Source organism: Pseudomonas sp. JAI120 (assembly GCF_014207255.1).
GTDB lineage: Bacteria > Pseudomonadota > Gammaproteobacteria > Pseudomonadales > Pseudomonadaceae > Aquipseudomonas.
Genome location: NZ_JACHCZ010000001.1, coordinates 2129737 through 2144251, shown reverse-complemented (window position 1 = coordinate 2144251; position 14515 = coordinate 2129737). Strand labels below are relative to the sequence as shown.

Below are 14515 nucleotides of genomic sequence, written 5' to 3'. Positions count from 1 at the left end.
CATGCACGCCGTCTGTCGCAGTCCCCTTGGCCTGATGGCTGTCATTTGTCTCAGTAGCTCAATTGGATAGAGCATCCCCCTCCTAAGGGGAAGGTTGGCAGTTCGAACCTGCCCTGGGACACCAGATTCGAAGCCCGTAAGAAAGCCTCGCACAGAACCTCCTGGCGGGGCTTTTTTGTGCGTACTCGATCTTTTTGCTCGCGGGTCGAACCTTGCCGCCGATCAAGGTTCACAGCAGGTGCTGTGATGTATTTGTTGCAACGATGTACCTTGCGCGCCATCCGACAGCGTCTGAGCTGTTAAGCAAAATAATCCCCGGAACCAGCGCATGTTGCCTGTCCGGACCCGGTCACCCCGGACTATCATGCCGATAGCCCTGTCTCTCACCGCAAGGAGCCGCTCGGAACGCCGATGCGCCAGATCTGGAAGTCTTTTCGAGCCCTTTATTTCGCCTCCTTGATGATGCTGATTGGCTCCGGCCTGCTCAGTACCTACCTGGCCTTGCGCCTGGCGGCCGACCATGTCGACAGTCTATGGGTGGGTGCGCTGATGGCGGCCAACTACTTTGGCCTGGTACTGGGCGGCAAGATCGGGCATCGCCTGATTGCCCGGGTAGGGCATATCCGTGCCTATGCCACCTGTGCCGGGATTGTCGGTGCGGCGGTGTTGGGCCATGGCCTGATCGATTGGCTGCCGGCCTGGATTGTGCTGCGGATAATCGTGGGTCTGGGAATGATGTGCCAGTACATGGTCATCGAGAGCTGGCTCAATGAGCAGGCAGATGCCAAACAGCGTGGCGTGGTGTTCAGCGGTTATATGATCGCCTCCTACCTGGGGCTGGTATTGGGCCAGTTGATACTGGTAATGCATCCCCAGCTTGGCCTTGAGCTGCTGATGCTGGTGGCGCTGTGCTTCGCCCTGTGCCTGGTGCCGGTGGCCATGACTCGGCGCATTCACCCGGCAGCCTTGCATCCTGCGCCGATGGAGCCGCGCTTCTTTATCAAGCGTGTGCCGCAGTCGCTGAGTACGGTGTTGGGGGCGGGGTTGATCGTCGGTTCGTTCTACGGTCTGGCGCCGCTGTATGCCTCCCAGCAGGGGTTGAGCACCGAACAGGTGGGTCTGTTCATGGGTAGCTGCATTTTTGCCGGGTTGCTGGTGCAGTGGCCGCTGGGCTGGTTGTCGGATCGTTATGACCGCGCGCTGCTGATCCGCTGCTTCGCCTTGTGCCTGGCGGTGGCGGCACTGCCGTTGGCAATCATGACCCAAGTGCCGCTGGAAGTGCTGTTTGTGGCGGGCTTCCTGTGTTCCCTCGTACAGTTTTGCCTGTATCCATTGGCGGTGGCGTTTTCCAACGACCATGTGGAAGGGGATCGTCGGGTATCGCTGACGGCCATGCTGCTGGTTACCTACGGTATCGGCGCCAGTGTCGGGCCGTTGCTGGCGGGTGTGGTGATGAAGCTGTTCGGCAGCCAGATGCTGTACGCATTTTTCAGTCTGTGCGCGCTGATCCTGGTGTGGCGAATCCGGCCTAAGGCGGTGACCAATCTGCACCAGGTGGAAGATGCCCCCCTGCATCATGTGGCAATGCCTGACAGTATGTCGAGTTCACCGCTGGTGGCTGCGCTGGACCCGCGGGTCGACGAGCAGGTGGTGCAGGAGCAGATGCAAACTGTCCCCGATCCCGAGCCGCAGGTCGATCCAGAGCCGCCGACGGATGAGCCCGCTTTCGAAGGGCCACCCGAGCCCCTGGGGCCGGATGAGCATCCCCACGAATTGAGCAGGGCGCGCCCCTGAAAGCAAAAACGGGCAGATCCCAAAGGGTCTGCCCGTTTTTTCTGTGATCGTTAAAGATCAAAAATCGTCGTCTTTGTCGAACCGTCGTGCTTCACGCTGCAGTTGGTACACAAAGCGCTCGACCTGGCGTTGCACCAAACCACTCATGTTGTGGAAGCGCACGCCGGCAAAGGTCGTGTTGATCCTTTCTTCGAAGTGCAGGTATCGCAGTTCGACGGCGGTGGTCATGCTGCCAAACGACAGTGCTGCGATAAAGCGGTCGTAAACCTGGCCCAGTTGCAGGCGCTCGGAAATATCACCTTCAAAACGCAATTTGCAGCCGGTGGCGGAAATATCCAGCAGTTTGCCGTTGACCGGCAGCTGAAGTTTCTCGCCGCCCAGCTCGATATTCACCAGTTGAGCCAGCTTCAGTGCGGCGCGGAACGCGTTGCGGCGCTGATGGTAGACCACTTCGTCCGGCAGGCTGCCGGTATAGATACGGTGGCCGCCTTTTTCGCCGATGGTCAGGGTGCCATTGCTTTCCCAGGCGACGCGTACGCCATCATGGAAACCTTCGATGCGAAAGGGTTCGCCGTTTTCGAGGTGGCGCTCGCCGTCGCGGGGGATCATTTCGTCCAGCGCCAGCATGTTGCTGTCGCGGTTGACATCCACCAGGTAGCTCTGGAAGCGCTGGCTGCGTTCGTGGAAAGTGATGATCAGCGGGTCATGGCTGTCTTGCAGCATCCGCAAGGTGCCGGCGATTTCCAGAGGCGTGGTGAGGACCTTGGGTGGCTGCGGGGCATCTTCCGCATTAAGGGCGTTGAACACGGTTCTTCCATCTCCAGACAAAATACGACTACACGCAAGAACCGGCATTTTGCCAGCATGTGGCGGGCCTTGGATAGGGCGCGCTGTAAACCGGTGTCAGGCTTGGCTGCGGGTGCTTGGCTTGACCAGGCGCGAGGTGGAGCCCTGGGCGTTATAGAGTGCCGGAGGCTCTCCGCCGTGGAGTATACGCAACTGGTTGGCGGTCGTAGCTTGCTGAAGCTGGATCGACTGACCATTAAGCAGGTTGGCTTCCTGGCACTGGGCGAGCAATTGGTTGAGTTCTTTGCTCTGGGCCAGCAGTTGATCGCCGACCGAGGAGTGGCTGGCCAACTGCGCCAGGCCGTCGTGGTCTGCTGGCAGGCCGAGGCTGATGAGGATCTGGCTGCGTTTTTTGCCGTGCTGTTCCAGCAGGACGATCAACGACTGCTTGCGCGCCAGAATTTCTTCCAGCAACGGCATGTCCCGGCCATAGAGGGCCAGTGATTCTTCTTTGAGCAGCTCGAGCAATTGCTGCGTCGGCGCTAGATCATCAATGATCAGTTGAAGCAAATGTTCGTCGTGATGCATGGCTGGCCTTGGGTTTTAAGCGTCCAAAAGCCCTGCGCAGGCCTTTGCCTAGCGCTCGGCTTCGAAGTTAAGCAGCTTGCTGGCTACACGGTTGCTGTCGACTTTATAGCTGCCATCGGCGATCGCCTGCTTCAATTCGGCCACGCGGGCTTTATTGACTACCGGTTGATCGCGCAGCGAGTCAGTGACCTTCTGCAACTGTTGAGCCTCATTGCTCAGGTGTACGGATTCCCCGCTTTGGCTGGCACTGGCCTGTTCTGCCTTGGCGGGCAGCGCCGGGGCCTTGGCTTCTACGCTGTCCTTGGTGCTGGTGGTGCGCGTAGTGCCTGACGTAGTCGGGGCGTTATTCAAACGGCTGAAATCGATGACCATGATAAAAAAAACCTCTGGGTATTTGGACGCTTGCCATGTTTTCGGCAATACCCGGACAAACTTTAGGCGCGAATGACAATAAATCTCCGCACGGGATATCTCGTGCACAGTGTAGGAAAACCCAGCGTCCTGTACCAGTGATCTATAAAGCGACCTCGACTTGCCCTGGGGCTGTCACCCGCGCTTTGATCACGCGGTTGGAGTTGAGGTTCTTGACTCGAATCTGTTCGCTCATGCCGCCGTTGGACAGTGCCTCGCCCGGCATTTTCACATTCAATCCGCCGCTGCTCGCGGAAATCACCACCTGATCGCCCTTGCGGATGACCTCGGCCTGTTCCAGATGCACCAGGGTAATGACCTGATCGGTGACCACTGGTCGGGTCAATTTCTGTCCGATGGCCTGATCCAGGGATGTCAGGTAACCCTGGCTGATCTGGCTGATGTCGCGTTCACGCAGTGCAACGTCCTCGAAAGCGATGATGCCCGTGCGTTTCAGCGGGCGAGCAACCACCACCACATCACGGAACAATTTGACCTGGGCCGGCACGAACACCGTCCAGGGCGAGGCGCCTTCGCAGCGTACCTTTACCGTCACGCGCCCGATCGGTTGGGCGGGGCTTTCCAGGGTCGCTGTCAATTCCTTGTCGCACATGGGCATGCGCAGGCGCGGGTCCAACTGGTTGACCTGGATTTCATAACGCCCCGGCGTCTGTGTGGTCGCCAGATAATCTTCTACAGTGAACTCAAGAAAGCCTTGAGTGACGCCGATAAGTAGATCAGGCAAGGTGACGTTCTCTGCACGGGCCGTGGTGCCCAGGCTGAAGACGAGCAGCGCCAACGGTGCGCAGAGCAATCTGCAAAACCATGTCAGGTGAGGGCGTCGGGAAACTGTCGTTTTAATGTCCATATTCAACAAATAGCAAAGCTCGTGCCGTTTAGTGTTGGGGGCGCGCCGCCCTTGTAGGTATAGCCAAAAGTTTTAGCGTAGGAGTCATGGCATGGCAGGAGTAATGGATTCAGTAAACCAGCGCACACAGCTGGTAGGGCAGAATCGCCTGGAGTTGCTGCTTTTTCGTCTGGATGGCAAGCAGCTGTATGGCATCAACGTATTTAAGGTGCGGGAAGTGCTGCAATGTCCCAAGCTGACGATCATGCCCAAGTCCAGTCCGGTGGTGTGCGGTGTGGCGAATATTCGTGGTGCGACTATCCCGATTCTTGACCTGGCCCTGGCCACCGGTTCGGCTGGCCTGCAGGATCGCGAGAACCCATTCGTGATCATTACCGAGTACAACACCAAGACCCAGGGTTTCTTGGTGCGCTCGGTGGAACGCATCGTCAATATGAACTGGGAAGAGATCCATCCGCCGCCCAAGGGCACTGGCCGCGATCACTACCTCACGGCGGTAACGCGGGTTGATAACCAGTTGGTGGAAATCATCGACGTGGAGAAGATCCTCGCCGAAGTCGCACCCACCTCGGAATCGATTTCCGTGGGTGTGGTGGACGCCGAAACGGCGCACAAGGCCGTCTCGCTGCGTGTGCTCACGGTGGATGACTCCTCAGTGGCGCGCAAACAGGTGACCCGCTGCCTGCAAACCGTCGGCGTGGAGGTTGTGGCGCTCAATGATGGTCGCCAGGCGCTGGATTACCTGCGCAAGCTGGTGGACGAGGGCAAGAAGCCGGAAGAAGAATTCTTGATGATGATCTCTGACATCGAGATGCCGGAAATGGACGGTTACACCCTTACGGCTGAGATACGCAGCGATCCACGCATGCAAAAGCTGCACATCATCCTGCATACTTCGTTGTCGGGCGTATTCAATCAGGCGATGGTCAAGAAAGTCGGTGCCGATGACTTCCTGGCCAAATTCCGTCCTGATGACCTGGCATCCCGGGTAGTCGACCGGATCAAGGCAGCAGATCACAGCTAGGGATTTGTCCCCTGGCGGTCATACGATTTTAGAGGCGGTATCAGTGTCTACGGGTAATTTGGATTTTGAACAGTTCCGGGTCTTCCTGGAAAAAGCCTGTGGCATATTGCTCGGTGAAAACAAGCAATACCTGGTATCCAGCCGTCTTAACAAACTGATGGAGCAGCAGGGCATCAAGTCCCTGGGCGAGTTGGTTCAACGGATCCAGGGGCAGCCGCGCAGTGGCCTCAAGGAGATGGTGGTCGATGCCATGACCACCAACGAAACCCTGTGGTTTCGCGACACCTACCCCTTTGAAGTGCTCAAGAGCAAAGTGCTGCCGGAGGCCATCAAGGCCAGCCCGGGCCAGCGCCTGCGTATCTGGTCGGCCGCCTGCTCCTCAGGACAGGAACCGTACTCGATTTCGATGTCCATCGATGAGTTCGAGCGGACCAACATGGGCCAGCTTAAAGCCGGGGCGCAAATCGTCGCCACCGACCTGTCAGGCACCATGCTCACCAACTGCAAGACCGGCGAGTACGACAGCCTGGCCCTGGGCCGTGGTTTGTCCCAGGAACGCCTGCAACGTTACTTCGACCCGAAAGGGGCGGGGCGATGGGCGGTCAAAGCGCCGATCAAGAGTCGCGTGGAGTTTCGCTCGTTCAACCTGCTCGACAGCTACGCCAGCCTGGGCAAGTTCGACATGGTGTTCTGCCGCAATGTGCTGATCTACTTCTCGGCCGAGGTGAAGAAAGACATCCTGTTGCGCATCCACGGCACCCTCAAGCGTGGCGGTTACCTATTCCTCGGTGCATCCGAGGCGCTCAATGGCCTGCCGGATCATTTCCAGATGGTGCAGTGCAGCCCTGGGATCATCTACCAGGCCAAATGATAATGTGGGAGGGGGCTTGCCCCCGATAGTGGTGTATCAGTGATAGAGACATCAACTGATCAACCGCTATCGGGGCAAGCCCCCTCCCACATTTGTTTCTGCGACAAAGTTGAAGAAAGCGGCAAACCCCATTGCCGCTTTACTGGCGCCACGCGGAAGCCCATTGCCGCTTTTCTGGCATTGCCGCCCGGCAAGCTCCGCGCAACCCCTTGATTTACTGTGTTTTCAGATATTGGCATGCGCCTTGCTATAACCCTGTTAACGAACAGCAGGTCAGCCTAAAGGTTTCCGCCATGAGCATCAGCTTCGATAAAGCGCTCGGTATCCACGAACAAGCCCTGGGCTTCCGCGCCCAGCGTGCCGAAGTCCTGGCCAACAACATTGCCAACGCCGACACCCCGAACTACAAGGCTCGGGACCTGGACTTCTCCGCCGTGCTCGCCGCACAGCAGGACAAGACCAAGAACGGCACCTTCGCCTTGAACATGACCAATAGCCGTCATATCGAAGCGCAAGGCCTGAGCAGTGGGGACGAGTCGCTGCTGTATCGCACGCCGATGCAGCCGTCGATCGACCAGAACACCGTCGACGCCCAGCTGGAGCAATCGGCCTACGCCGAGAACTCGGTGAACTTTCAGGCCAGCTTTACCCTGCTCAACAGTAAATTCAAAGGGCTGATGTCAGCCCTGCGTGGAGAGTAAGCCATGTCCCTGTCCAGTGTTTTCAATATTGCCGGCAGTGGCATGAGCGCGCAGACCACGCGCTTGAACACCGTCGCCAGTAACATCGCCAACGCCGAGACCGTGTCTTCGAGCATCGACCAGACCTACCGCGCCCGTCACCCGGTGTTCGCCACCATGTTCCAGGGCGGCCAGAGCGGTGGCAGCGATTCGCTGTTCCAGAACCAGGATGCCGCCGGCCAGGGCGTGCAGGTGCTCGGTGTGGTCGAAGACCAGAGCAACCTCGAGGCCCGTTACGAGCCGAACCATCCTGCCGCGAACGAAAAGGGTTATGTCTATTACCCCAACGTCAACGTGGTCGAGGAAATGGCAGACATGATTTCCGCCAGCCGCTCGTTCCAGACCAACGCGGAAATGATGAACACCGCCAAAACCATGATGCAGAAGGTCCTGACCCTGGGTCAGTGATAAGGGGCGCCAAATAATGGCCATCGTTGATACCACGACCAATTCGGCAGTCCAGGACCTTTTTAACTCCAAGGTCAAGACCGCTACAGACAACACCACCGTCGCCGACGCTACCAAGACCGCGACGGGCAGCCAGTCCCTGGGCAAGGACGCGTTCCTGCAACTGCTGGTGACCCAACTGAAAAACCAGGACCCGCTGTCGCCTCAGGACAACGGCGCGTTCGTGGCTCAGCTGGCGCAATTCAGCAGCCTGGAAGGCATCAACACCCTGAACGACTCGGTGAATGCGATCTCCAGTAATTTCAGCTCGTCGCAAGCGCTGCAGGCATCGTCTCTGGTAGGACGTTCGATCATCACCCAGACCAACAAGGCCTTGGTGGACACGAGCAAGAGCATGACCGGTTCGGTGGCGGTGACTGCGGCGACGGGCAACGTTGCCATCAAGATCACTGACAAAGACGGCAATGTGGTCCGCACCATAGATATGGGTGCCCAGAGTGCGGGTAACTCCGACTTCATCTGGGATGGCAAGAGCGACAACGGTGAGGTCGCCCCAGCCGGCACCTACACCTTTGCGGCGACGACCAAGAACGACAAGGGCGAATCGGTGGCCATGGCGACTTCGTTGCCGGCAACGGTGACCAGCGTGACGTTGAGCAAGACCGGCGGCGAAATGCTGCTGAACCTTGCAGGTGGCATGGGCAGCGTCAAGCTGTCGCAAATTCAGACTATCGGTACATAGAGCCGGCTAATATACGGCAGAGGGAGAGAAACATGTCTTTTAACATCGGCCTTAGCGGCCTCTATGCGGCCAACAAACAACTGGACGTGACCGGCAACAACATCGCCAACGTCGCGACCACTGGCTTCAAGTCGTCCCGTGCGGAATTCGCGGATATCTACGCCGCGTCCAAACTGGGCACCGGCCAGAACAGCATCGGCAACGGTGTGAACCTGGCAGCGGTGTCCCAACAGTTCACCCAGGGCGACGTCAACGGCAGTGGCGGCATCCTGGACATGGCGATCCAGGGCGGCGGCTTCTTCGTGCAGAAAGGTAGCGACGGCTCGCTGGAGTACACCCGCAGCGGTGCTTTCCGTGCCGATAAAGACGGCTATATCACTAACAATACCGGTACCTCGCGCTTGCAAGGCTACGCGGCGGACGATGAGGGCAAAATCATCAAGGGCGGTCTGACCGACCTGCAATTGAACCTGTCGAACCTGCCGCCGAAGGCGTCTACCAAGGTGGACTCCACCAGTAACCTGAACTCCTCGGAACCGGTGATCAACCAGACGCTCAAGCCATTCGACCCGACGGACACCAGTACCTTCACCACCCAGTACAGCACCACCTTGTACGATGCCCAAGGCAACGCACACCCGATGGTGCAATACCTGGTGAAAACAGACGGCAACAAGTGGAACGCCTACACCCTGATTGATGGCCGTAACCCAGACGGTTCGCCGCCGACGGGCGGCACCCCGGCCACCCCACCGGTACCGTCGACGCTGGCCTTTGACGGTTCGGGCACGCTCACCAGTGTCACGACGGGCGGTGTGGCCAATAACACCCTGACCATTACCGGCTGGGTCCCCGGTACAGTGACCGATGGTGTTTGGACGGCAAACGGTGCGACGGCGAACCCAGCGGGAATCGCCATCAACATGGCCAACATCACCCAGCACAACTCGGCCAGCTACCGTAACCCTCCGATCACCGATGGCTACGCCACCGGCCAGATCACCGGCCTGAAAATCGATGGCAATGGCGTAATGTTCGCCACGTTCAGCAACCAGCAGAGCAAGGCCATCGGCCAGATCTCCCTGGCCAGCTTCAACAACGAGCAGGGCCTGCAGCCAGCCGGCGGCACCACCTGGAGAGAGACCTTCGCCTCGGGCCAGCCAGGTTACGATACTCCGCAATCCGGTACCCTGGGTTCGATCGTGGCCAACTCCCTGGAGAACTCCAACGTCAATCTGACCAACGAGCTGGTGGACCTGATCAAGGCCCAGAGCAACTACCAGGCGAACGCCAAGACCATCTCCACCCAGAGCACCATCATGCAGACCATCATTCAGATGACCTGATGCTGTTGGTCTGACCCCCAAAAAGAAAGAACCCCTCGGCCGAGGGGTTTTTTTTTGCATTGATTTTTTGGAGGGGCTGCCTGCTCAAGAAGTCGCACGTTTTGATGGAACTGCCTACACCTTTTGCTCCACCCATTGGGCCATAGGTCTGTAAAGGGCGACGGCTATGTGGGGCGGATTGATATCGGGCAACAGGGATCAGGTGTATTGGCATGGTGGAACGGGTGCACCGCGCACCGAGGAAACCCAAGACAGCATAACTAAAGATAAGGACGCCGTTTTAAAACTACTCAAGGAACTGGAGGAGGCTCAGAAAACCTCCAAGAACCAAACTGTTCAAGACTTGCGTGACAAGCTGAATGATTTGCGCAAGAAGTTGGGGGAGGAGAAGTTCAAGGAGATTATTGAGCAGCTAAAGAAAGACGTGCCTAACAGTTGGCTTGAGTTTATGAAGGCACTGTTTCCTGAGCTGTTTCCAGATGACGTATCTACTGATGCTGAATCGCAGGCAGGTCGCGGGGGAGGTGTCGGTGGTTCAGGTGGTGGCGGTGGTGGACGCGGTCGCTACGAGGGCGGGGGGGTAGACCGTGGGGGCTTAGCGTTAGGAGAGAGGATGGGTAACTTGCCGGTCACGGCGGGAACTCATCAAACCAATTTCGAGCCGGGTAGCTACAAACCTGGTGAAATGCCGAAAGATCTTTTTTCCGGTGCTTATCAGGGGCAAGCAGGCAATTGCGGAGCTATCTCGGCCTGTAAGGCGATGATTGCGCAGTATGGGCCGGCGGGTGTGTTTAAAGATATCAAGCGCGATTCGGCGGGCAATTATGATGTAACCCTCAAAGACGGCAAGCATGTCCGGGTTACACAAGCGCAGTACCGTGAGTCAGCAGCAAAGGCTCAACTATGGGGACAGGATCCCAAGTTGCTTGGGTTTATGAATCTTATGTTGGCCGTGAACAACGTTCAGGCAATGAACCAGCGTAACGATGGGGTTTCCGGGAGAAGTTTCAGCGAAGCCATTGACAGCATCAATGATGGGGAGTGGGCTAAGGAGACTTTTGATCGGTTGGGCTATAAAAATCTTGTTGAGAGAGTCAGTCCTTCTGAATTGGCCAGTGGCAGGCCCGGTACCTTGGACAACTCGACACATTCGGTGGCGGTAATGGGCCGTAGTGAGGATCGATGGGGTACGAGATTCCGCGATACACGCACTGATCCCAATTTGATTGCCTGGGGCTTTAAGCGGGGATATGCGTAAGTAAGAAGAGAGATTTTTTGCAAAAAAAAGCCCTCTGTAAGCCTGGTTGAAGTCCTGGACTTACAGGGGGCTGGCTGTTTCAGATAGTTAAACCTGAAAGTGCCTCAGCTTACTGGCAAGCTTCGCAATCCGGCTCGTCGATCGCGCAGGCCTTTGGCACGGGGGCCGGGCCGGCCGGTGCGGCGAGCACCGAATCATCACCATGGTTGCCGCTGGAAACAGCGTTCAGCTTACCGGTGTTGATGGTCGATTTCTCGGTGCTGGTCGCGGCCAGGGCACGGAGGTAGTAAGTGGTTTTCAGGCCACGGTACCAGGCCATGCGGTAGGTCACGTCGAGCTTCTTGCCCGATGCGCCGGCGATGTACAGGTTCAGCGACTGAGCCTGGTCGATCCACTTCTGGCGTCGGCTGGCGGCGTCGACGATCCACTTGGTGTCCACTTCGAACGCCGTCGCGTAGAGCTCTTTGAGTTCCTGCGGGATGCGCTCGATCTGCTGCACGGAACCGTCGTAGTACTTCAGGTCGTTGATCATGACCGAGTCCCACAGGCCGCGGGCTTTCAGGTCGCGGACCAGGTACGGGTTGATCACGGTGAATTCGCCCGACAGGTTCGATTTCACATACAGGTTCTGGTAGGTCGGTTCGATCGACTGCGATACGCCAGTGATGTTGGCGATGGTCGCGGTCGGTGCGATGGCCATGATGTTGGAGTTACGAATGCCTTTCTGCACACGGGCACGTACCGGTGCCCAGTCCAGGGATTCGTTCAGGTCAACGTCGATGTACTTCTGGCCACGCTGCTCGATCAGGATCTGTTGCGAATCCAGCGGCAGGATGCCCTTGGACCACAGCGAGCCCTGGAACGTCTCGTAGGCGCCGCGCTCGTCGGCCAGGTCGCAGGAAGCCTGGATCGCGTAGTAGCTGACCGCTTCCATGGACTTGTCGGCGAACTCGACCGCCGCATCCGAACCGTAAGGAATGTGCTGCAGGTACAACGCGTCCTGGAAGCCCATGATGCCGAGGCCGACCGGACGGTGCTTGAAGTTGGAGTTCTGCGCCTGTGGCACCGAGTAGTAGTTGATGTCGATAACGTTATCGAGCATGCGTACGGCGGTGTTGACGGTGCGCTCCAGCTTGGCGGTGTCCAGCTTGCCGTTGACGATGTGGTTCGGCAGGTTGATCGAGCCCAGGTTGCAAACGGCGATCTCGTCCTTGTTGGTGTTCAAGGTGATCTCGGTGCACAGGTTCGAGCTGTGGACCACGCCCACGTGCTGCTGCGGGCTGCGCAGGTTGCATGGGTCCTTGAAGGTCAGCCATGGGTGGCCGGTTTCAAACAGCATGGACAGCATCTTGCGCCACAGGTCTTTGGCCTGGATGGTCTTGAACAGCTTGACCTTGCCAGGGTACTCGGTGAGGGCTTCGTAGTACTCGTAGCGCTCTTCGAAGGCCTTGCCGGTCAGGTCGTGCAGGTCCGGCACTTCGGATGGCGAGAACAGGGTCCACTTGCCGTCATCGAAGACGCGCTTCATGAACAGGTCAGGGATCCAGTTGGCGGTGTTCATGTCGTGGGTACGACGACGGTCATCACCGGTGTTCTTGCGCAGCTCGATGAACTCTTCAATGTCCATGTGCCAGGTTTCCAGGTAGGCACACACTGCGCCTTTGCGCTTGCCGCCCTGGTTGACCGCTACGGCGGTGTCGTTCACGACTTTCAGGAACGGTACAACGCCCTGGGACTTGCCGTTGGTGCCCTTGATGTACGAACCCAGTGCACGCACTGGTGTCCAGTCGTTGCCCAGGCCACCGGCGAATTTGGACAACATGGCGTTGTCGTGGATCGCGTGGTAGATGCCCGACAGGTCATCCGGCACGGTGGTCAGGTAGCAGCTCGACAGCTGTGGACGCAGGGTGCCGGCGTTGAACAGGGTCGGTGTGGACGACATGTAGTCGAAGGACGACAGCAGGTTGTAGAACTCGATTGCACGGTCTTCTTTGTGCTTCTCTTCGATCGCCAGGCCCATGGCCACGCGCATGAAGAACACTTGCGGCAGTTCGAAGCGGATACCGTCCTTGTGGATGAAGTAACGGTCGTACAGGGTTTGCAGGCCCAGGTAGGTGAACTGCTGGTCGCGCTCGTGGTTGATCGCCTTTCCGAGTTTTTCCAGGTCGAAGGTGGCCAGGACCGGGTTCAGCAATTCGAATTCGATACCCTTGGCGATATAGGCAGGCAGCGCCTTGGCGTACAGGTCGGCCATTTCGTGGTGGGTGGCGCTGTCGGCCACGCCCAGGAAGCCCAGACCTTCGGCACGCAGGGTGTCCATCAGCAGGCGCGCGGTCACGAACGAGTAGTTCGGCTCGCGTTCAACCAGGGTACGGGCGGTCATCACCAGGGCGGTGTTGACGTCGGTCAGGGCCACGCCGTCGTACAGGTTCTTCAGGGTTTCGCGCTGGATCAGGTCACCGTCGACTTCTTCCAGGCCTTCGCAGGCCTCGGTGATGATGGTGTTCAGGCGGCCCAGGTCCAACGGGGCAAAGCTGCCGTCGGCCAGGGTGATGCGGATCGAGGGGTGCGCTTGCACGGCGGCTTCTTCGGCCGGGGTGCGGACGGCACGTTCCTTGGCGCGCGAATCGCGGTAGATCACGTAGTCGCGGGCCACTTTCTGCTCGCCGGCACGCATCAGGGCCAGTTCGACCTGGTCCTGGATTTCTTCGATGTGGATGGTGCCGCCCGACGGCATGCGACGCTTGAAGGTCGCGGTGACCTGTTCGGTCAGGCGGGCAACGGTGTCGTGGATGCGCGACGAGGCAGCAGCGGTGCCGCCTTCAACTGCAAGAAACGCTTTGGTGATAGCGACGGTGATTTTGTCATCGGTGTAAGGAACGACAGTGCCGTTACGCTTGATCACGCGCAATTGGCCAGGTGCAGTGGCGGACAGATCCATATTCGAATCAGCGGCCTGCGGCACGGAGCCTTGCGGGTTCTCGCGAGTTGTGTCGGTTTGCATGGGGGGTTGTCTCCACATTTCTATATTTATTTGGGCACCATCACGGTGCCCACCGTTCCGTCCTGAAGCACTTACAGCAGGCCTGGGCCTGGCATAACAACTTCGGGACAGGAGGAAGGGAGCTGATCGCGCCGCTTCCATGCCGAAGTCTTCGGTTCGGGGCTCAAACGCCCTTGGCCGTATTTCTGGTGGGTGACAGTTGCCAGGTTCAAGCACTGCAACACCCGTACCGTTTTCCGCTGTTGGAGCTGGAAAACGGCTGCCATCCGCTTGAGCGGTTTGGGCTTTCAAAAAATGCTTGGATTAGACCAAACAGGAGCAAGAAAGGGCTTGAGTTTCTTGTCTGATTTGTGTTGGGTCTTTTCGCTGAAAACCCTACATGTAGGGTTTTTTTAGCGCCGAGCTACAAGATAATGCGTTTTGGGGGGCTTAGCAACGTACTGCCTGTGGATAACGTTGTGGGTAAAATGTGTATGAAACGTGGAACACCCGTGTAGGCCGCAGCACTGCTGGATTCGGCCGTTTGTCACTGAATATTCCAAGTTGAAAACAGCCGGTTGGATTTTTGAGGGCGCGAACCCTATCACAGAAAAGCGCGATCACCGAATGGATTTCCCGGCTTGTGCGAGTGGGCTTGACCATGGCTACAATCGGCCTTTGTTATGCCCTCAAAAC

Annotated in this window: 13 protein-coding genes and 1 tRNA gene; 9 read left to right on the top strand and 5 right to left on the bottom strand. The window is 58.1% G+C overall.

The window, feature by feature from the left end; translation table 11 throughout:
• Window positions 1-47 precede the first annotated feature (47 nt).
• Window positions 48-124: transfer RNA gene (locus tag HDC32_RS10115), tRNA-Arg, on the top strand.
• Window positions 125-411: 287 nt separating this feature from the next.
• Window positions 412-1794, top strand: coding sequence for an MFS transporter (locus HDC32_RS10110; RefSeq protein WP_131697784.1), 1383 nt, complete (start codon window positions 412-414; stop codon window positions 1792-1794).
• 57 nt (window positions 1795-1851) lie between these two features.
• On the opposite strand, the gene HDC32_RS10105 is transcribed toward HDC32_RS10110, so the two are convergent.
• The 4 genes from HDC32_RS10105 to flgA all read right to left on the bottom strand — a co-directional run bounded on the left by HDC32_RS10105 (window position 1852) and on the right by flgA (window position 4447).
• Window positions 1852-2601 (bottom strand): flagellar brake protein, encoded by a 750-nt coding sequence (locus tag HDC32_RS10105; RefSeq protein WP_131697783.1) that lies wholly within the window; start codon window positions 2599-2601, stop codon window positions 1852-1854.
• A 96-nt stretch (window positions 2602-2697) separates the two neighbouring features.
• Entirely contained in the window at window positions 2698-3168 is a 471-nt protein-coding gene (locus HDC32_RS10100; protein WP_027607781.1) for a flagella synthesis protein FlgN, read from the bottom strand.
• Window positions 3169-3216: 48 nt separating this feature from the next.
• Window positions 3217-3540, bottom strand: coding sequence for a flagellar biosynthesis anti-sigma factor FlgM (gene flgM / locus HDC32_RS10095; RefSeq protein WP_184743753.1), 324 nt, complete (start codon window positions 3538-3540; stop codon window positions 3217-3219).
• 142 nt (window positions 3541-3682) lie between these two features.
• On the bottom strand, window positions 3683-4447 hold the full coding sequence (gene flgA, locus HDC32_RS10090) for a flagellar basal body P-ring formation chaperone FlgA (RefSeq protein WP_184743750.1): 765 nt from the start codon (window positions 4445-4447) through the stop codon (window positions 3683-3685).
• Between the two features lie 91 nt (window positions 4448-4538).
• On the opposite strand from flgA, the gene HDC32_RS10085 reads away from it, so the two are divergent.
• The 7 genes from HDC32_RS10085 to HDC32_RS10055 all read left to right on the top strand — a co-directional run bounded on the left by HDC32_RS10085 (window position 4539) and on the right by HDC32_RS10055 (window position 10836).
• Window positions 4539-5471, top strand: coding sequence for a chemotaxis protein CheV (locus HDC32_RS10085; protein WP_032886773.1), 933 nt, complete (start codon window positions 4539-4541; stop codon window positions 5469-5471).
• 43 nt (window positions 5472-5514) lie between these two features.
• Window positions 5515-6342, top strand: a complete 828-nt coding sequence (cheR, locus tag HDC32_RS10080) for a protein-glutamate O-methyltransferase CheR (protein ID WP_090400438.1) — start codon at window positions 5515-5517, stop codon at window positions 6340-6342.
• Window positions 6343-6635: 293 nt separating this feature from the next.
• Complete coding sequence (gene flgB / locus HDC32_RS10075) at window positions 6636-7043, top strand: flagellar basal body rod protein FlgB (RefSeq protein ID WP_003175633.1); 408 nt, start codon at window positions 6636-6638, stop codon at window positions 7041-7043.
• Between the two features lie 3 nt (window positions 7044-7046).
• Window positions 7047-7490, top strand: coding sequence for a flagellar basal body rod protein FlgC (gene flgC, locus HDC32_RS10070; RefSeq protein WP_024076985.1), 444 nt, complete (start codon window positions 7047-7049; stop codon window positions 7488-7490).
• A gap of 16 nt (window positions 7491-7506) precedes the next feature.
• On the top strand, window positions 7507-8232 hold the full coding sequence (gene flgD / locus HDC32_RS10065; RefSeq protein ID WP_131697779.1) for a flagellar hook assembly protein FlgD: 726 nt from the start codon (window positions 7507-7509) through the stop codon (window positions 8230-8232).
• Between the two features lie 32 nt (window positions 8233-8264).
• Window positions 8265-9578, top strand: a complete 1314-nt coding sequence (gene flgE / locus HDC32_RS10060; protein ID WP_131697778.1) for a flagellar hook protein FlgE — start codon at window positions 8265-8267, stop codon at window positions 9576-9578.
• 166 nt (window positions 9579-9744) lie between these two features.
• Window positions 9745-10836, top strand: coding sequence for a hypothetical protein (locus HDC32_RS10055; RefSeq protein ID WP_184743747.1), 1092 nt, complete (start codon window positions 9745-9747; stop codon window positions 10834-10836).
• 109 nt (window positions 10837-10945) lie between these two features.
• Here HDC32_RS10055 and HDC32_RS10050 read toward each other — a convergent pair whose 3' ends face one another.
• Window positions 10946-13840: a ribonucleoside-diphosphate reductase subunit alpha gene (locus HDC32_RS10050; RefSeq protein ID WP_131697776.1), complete on the bottom strand. Its 2895-nt coding sequence runs from the start codon at window positions 13838-13840 to the stop codon at window positions 10946-10948.
• Between the last annotated feature and the right edge of the window lie 675 nt (window positions 13841-14515).

Coding starts and splice junctions, on each gene's coding strand:
- HDC32_RS10110 (WP_131697784.1), top strand. CDS start 412: ATGCGCCAGATCTGGAAGTCTTTTCGAGCCCTTTATTTCGCCTCCTTG.
- flgA (WP_184743750.1), bottom strand. CDS start 4,447: ATGGACATTAAAACGACAGTTTCCCGACGCCCTCACCTGACATGGTTT.
- flgD (WP_131697779.1), top strand. CDS start 7,507: ATGGCCATCGTTGATACCACGACCAATTCGGCAGTCCAGGACCTTTTT.
- HDC32_RS10055 (WP_184743747.1), top strand. CDS start 9,745: ATGTGGGGCGGATTGATATCGGGCAACAGGGATCAGGTGTATTGGCAT.
- HDC32_RS10100 (WP_027607781.1), bottom strand. CDS start 3,168: ATGCATCACGACGAACATTTGCTTCAACTGATCATTGATGATCTAGCG.
- flgC (WP_024076985.1), top strand. CDS start 7,047: ATGTCCCTGTCCAGTGTTTTCAATATTGCCGGCAGTGGCATGAGCGCG.
- HDC32_RS10085 (WP_032886773.1), top strand. CDS start 4,539: ATGGCAGGAGTAATGGATTCAGTAAACCAGCGCACACAGCTGGTAGGG.
- HDC32_RS10050 (WP_131697776.1), bottom strand. CDS start 13,840: ATGCAAACCGACACAACTCGCGAGAACCCGCAAGGCTCCGTGCCGCAG.
- flgM (WP_184743753.1), bottom strand. CDS start 3,540: ATGGTCATCGATTTCAGCCGTTTGAATAACGCCCCGACTACGTCAGGC.
- flgB (WP_003175633.1), top strand. CDS start 6,636: ATGAGCATCAGCTTCGATAAAGCGCTCGGTATCCACGAACAAGCCCTG.
- flgE (WP_131697778.1), top strand. CDS start 8,265: ATGTCTTTTAACATCGGCCTTAGCGGCCTCTATGCGGCCAACAAACAA.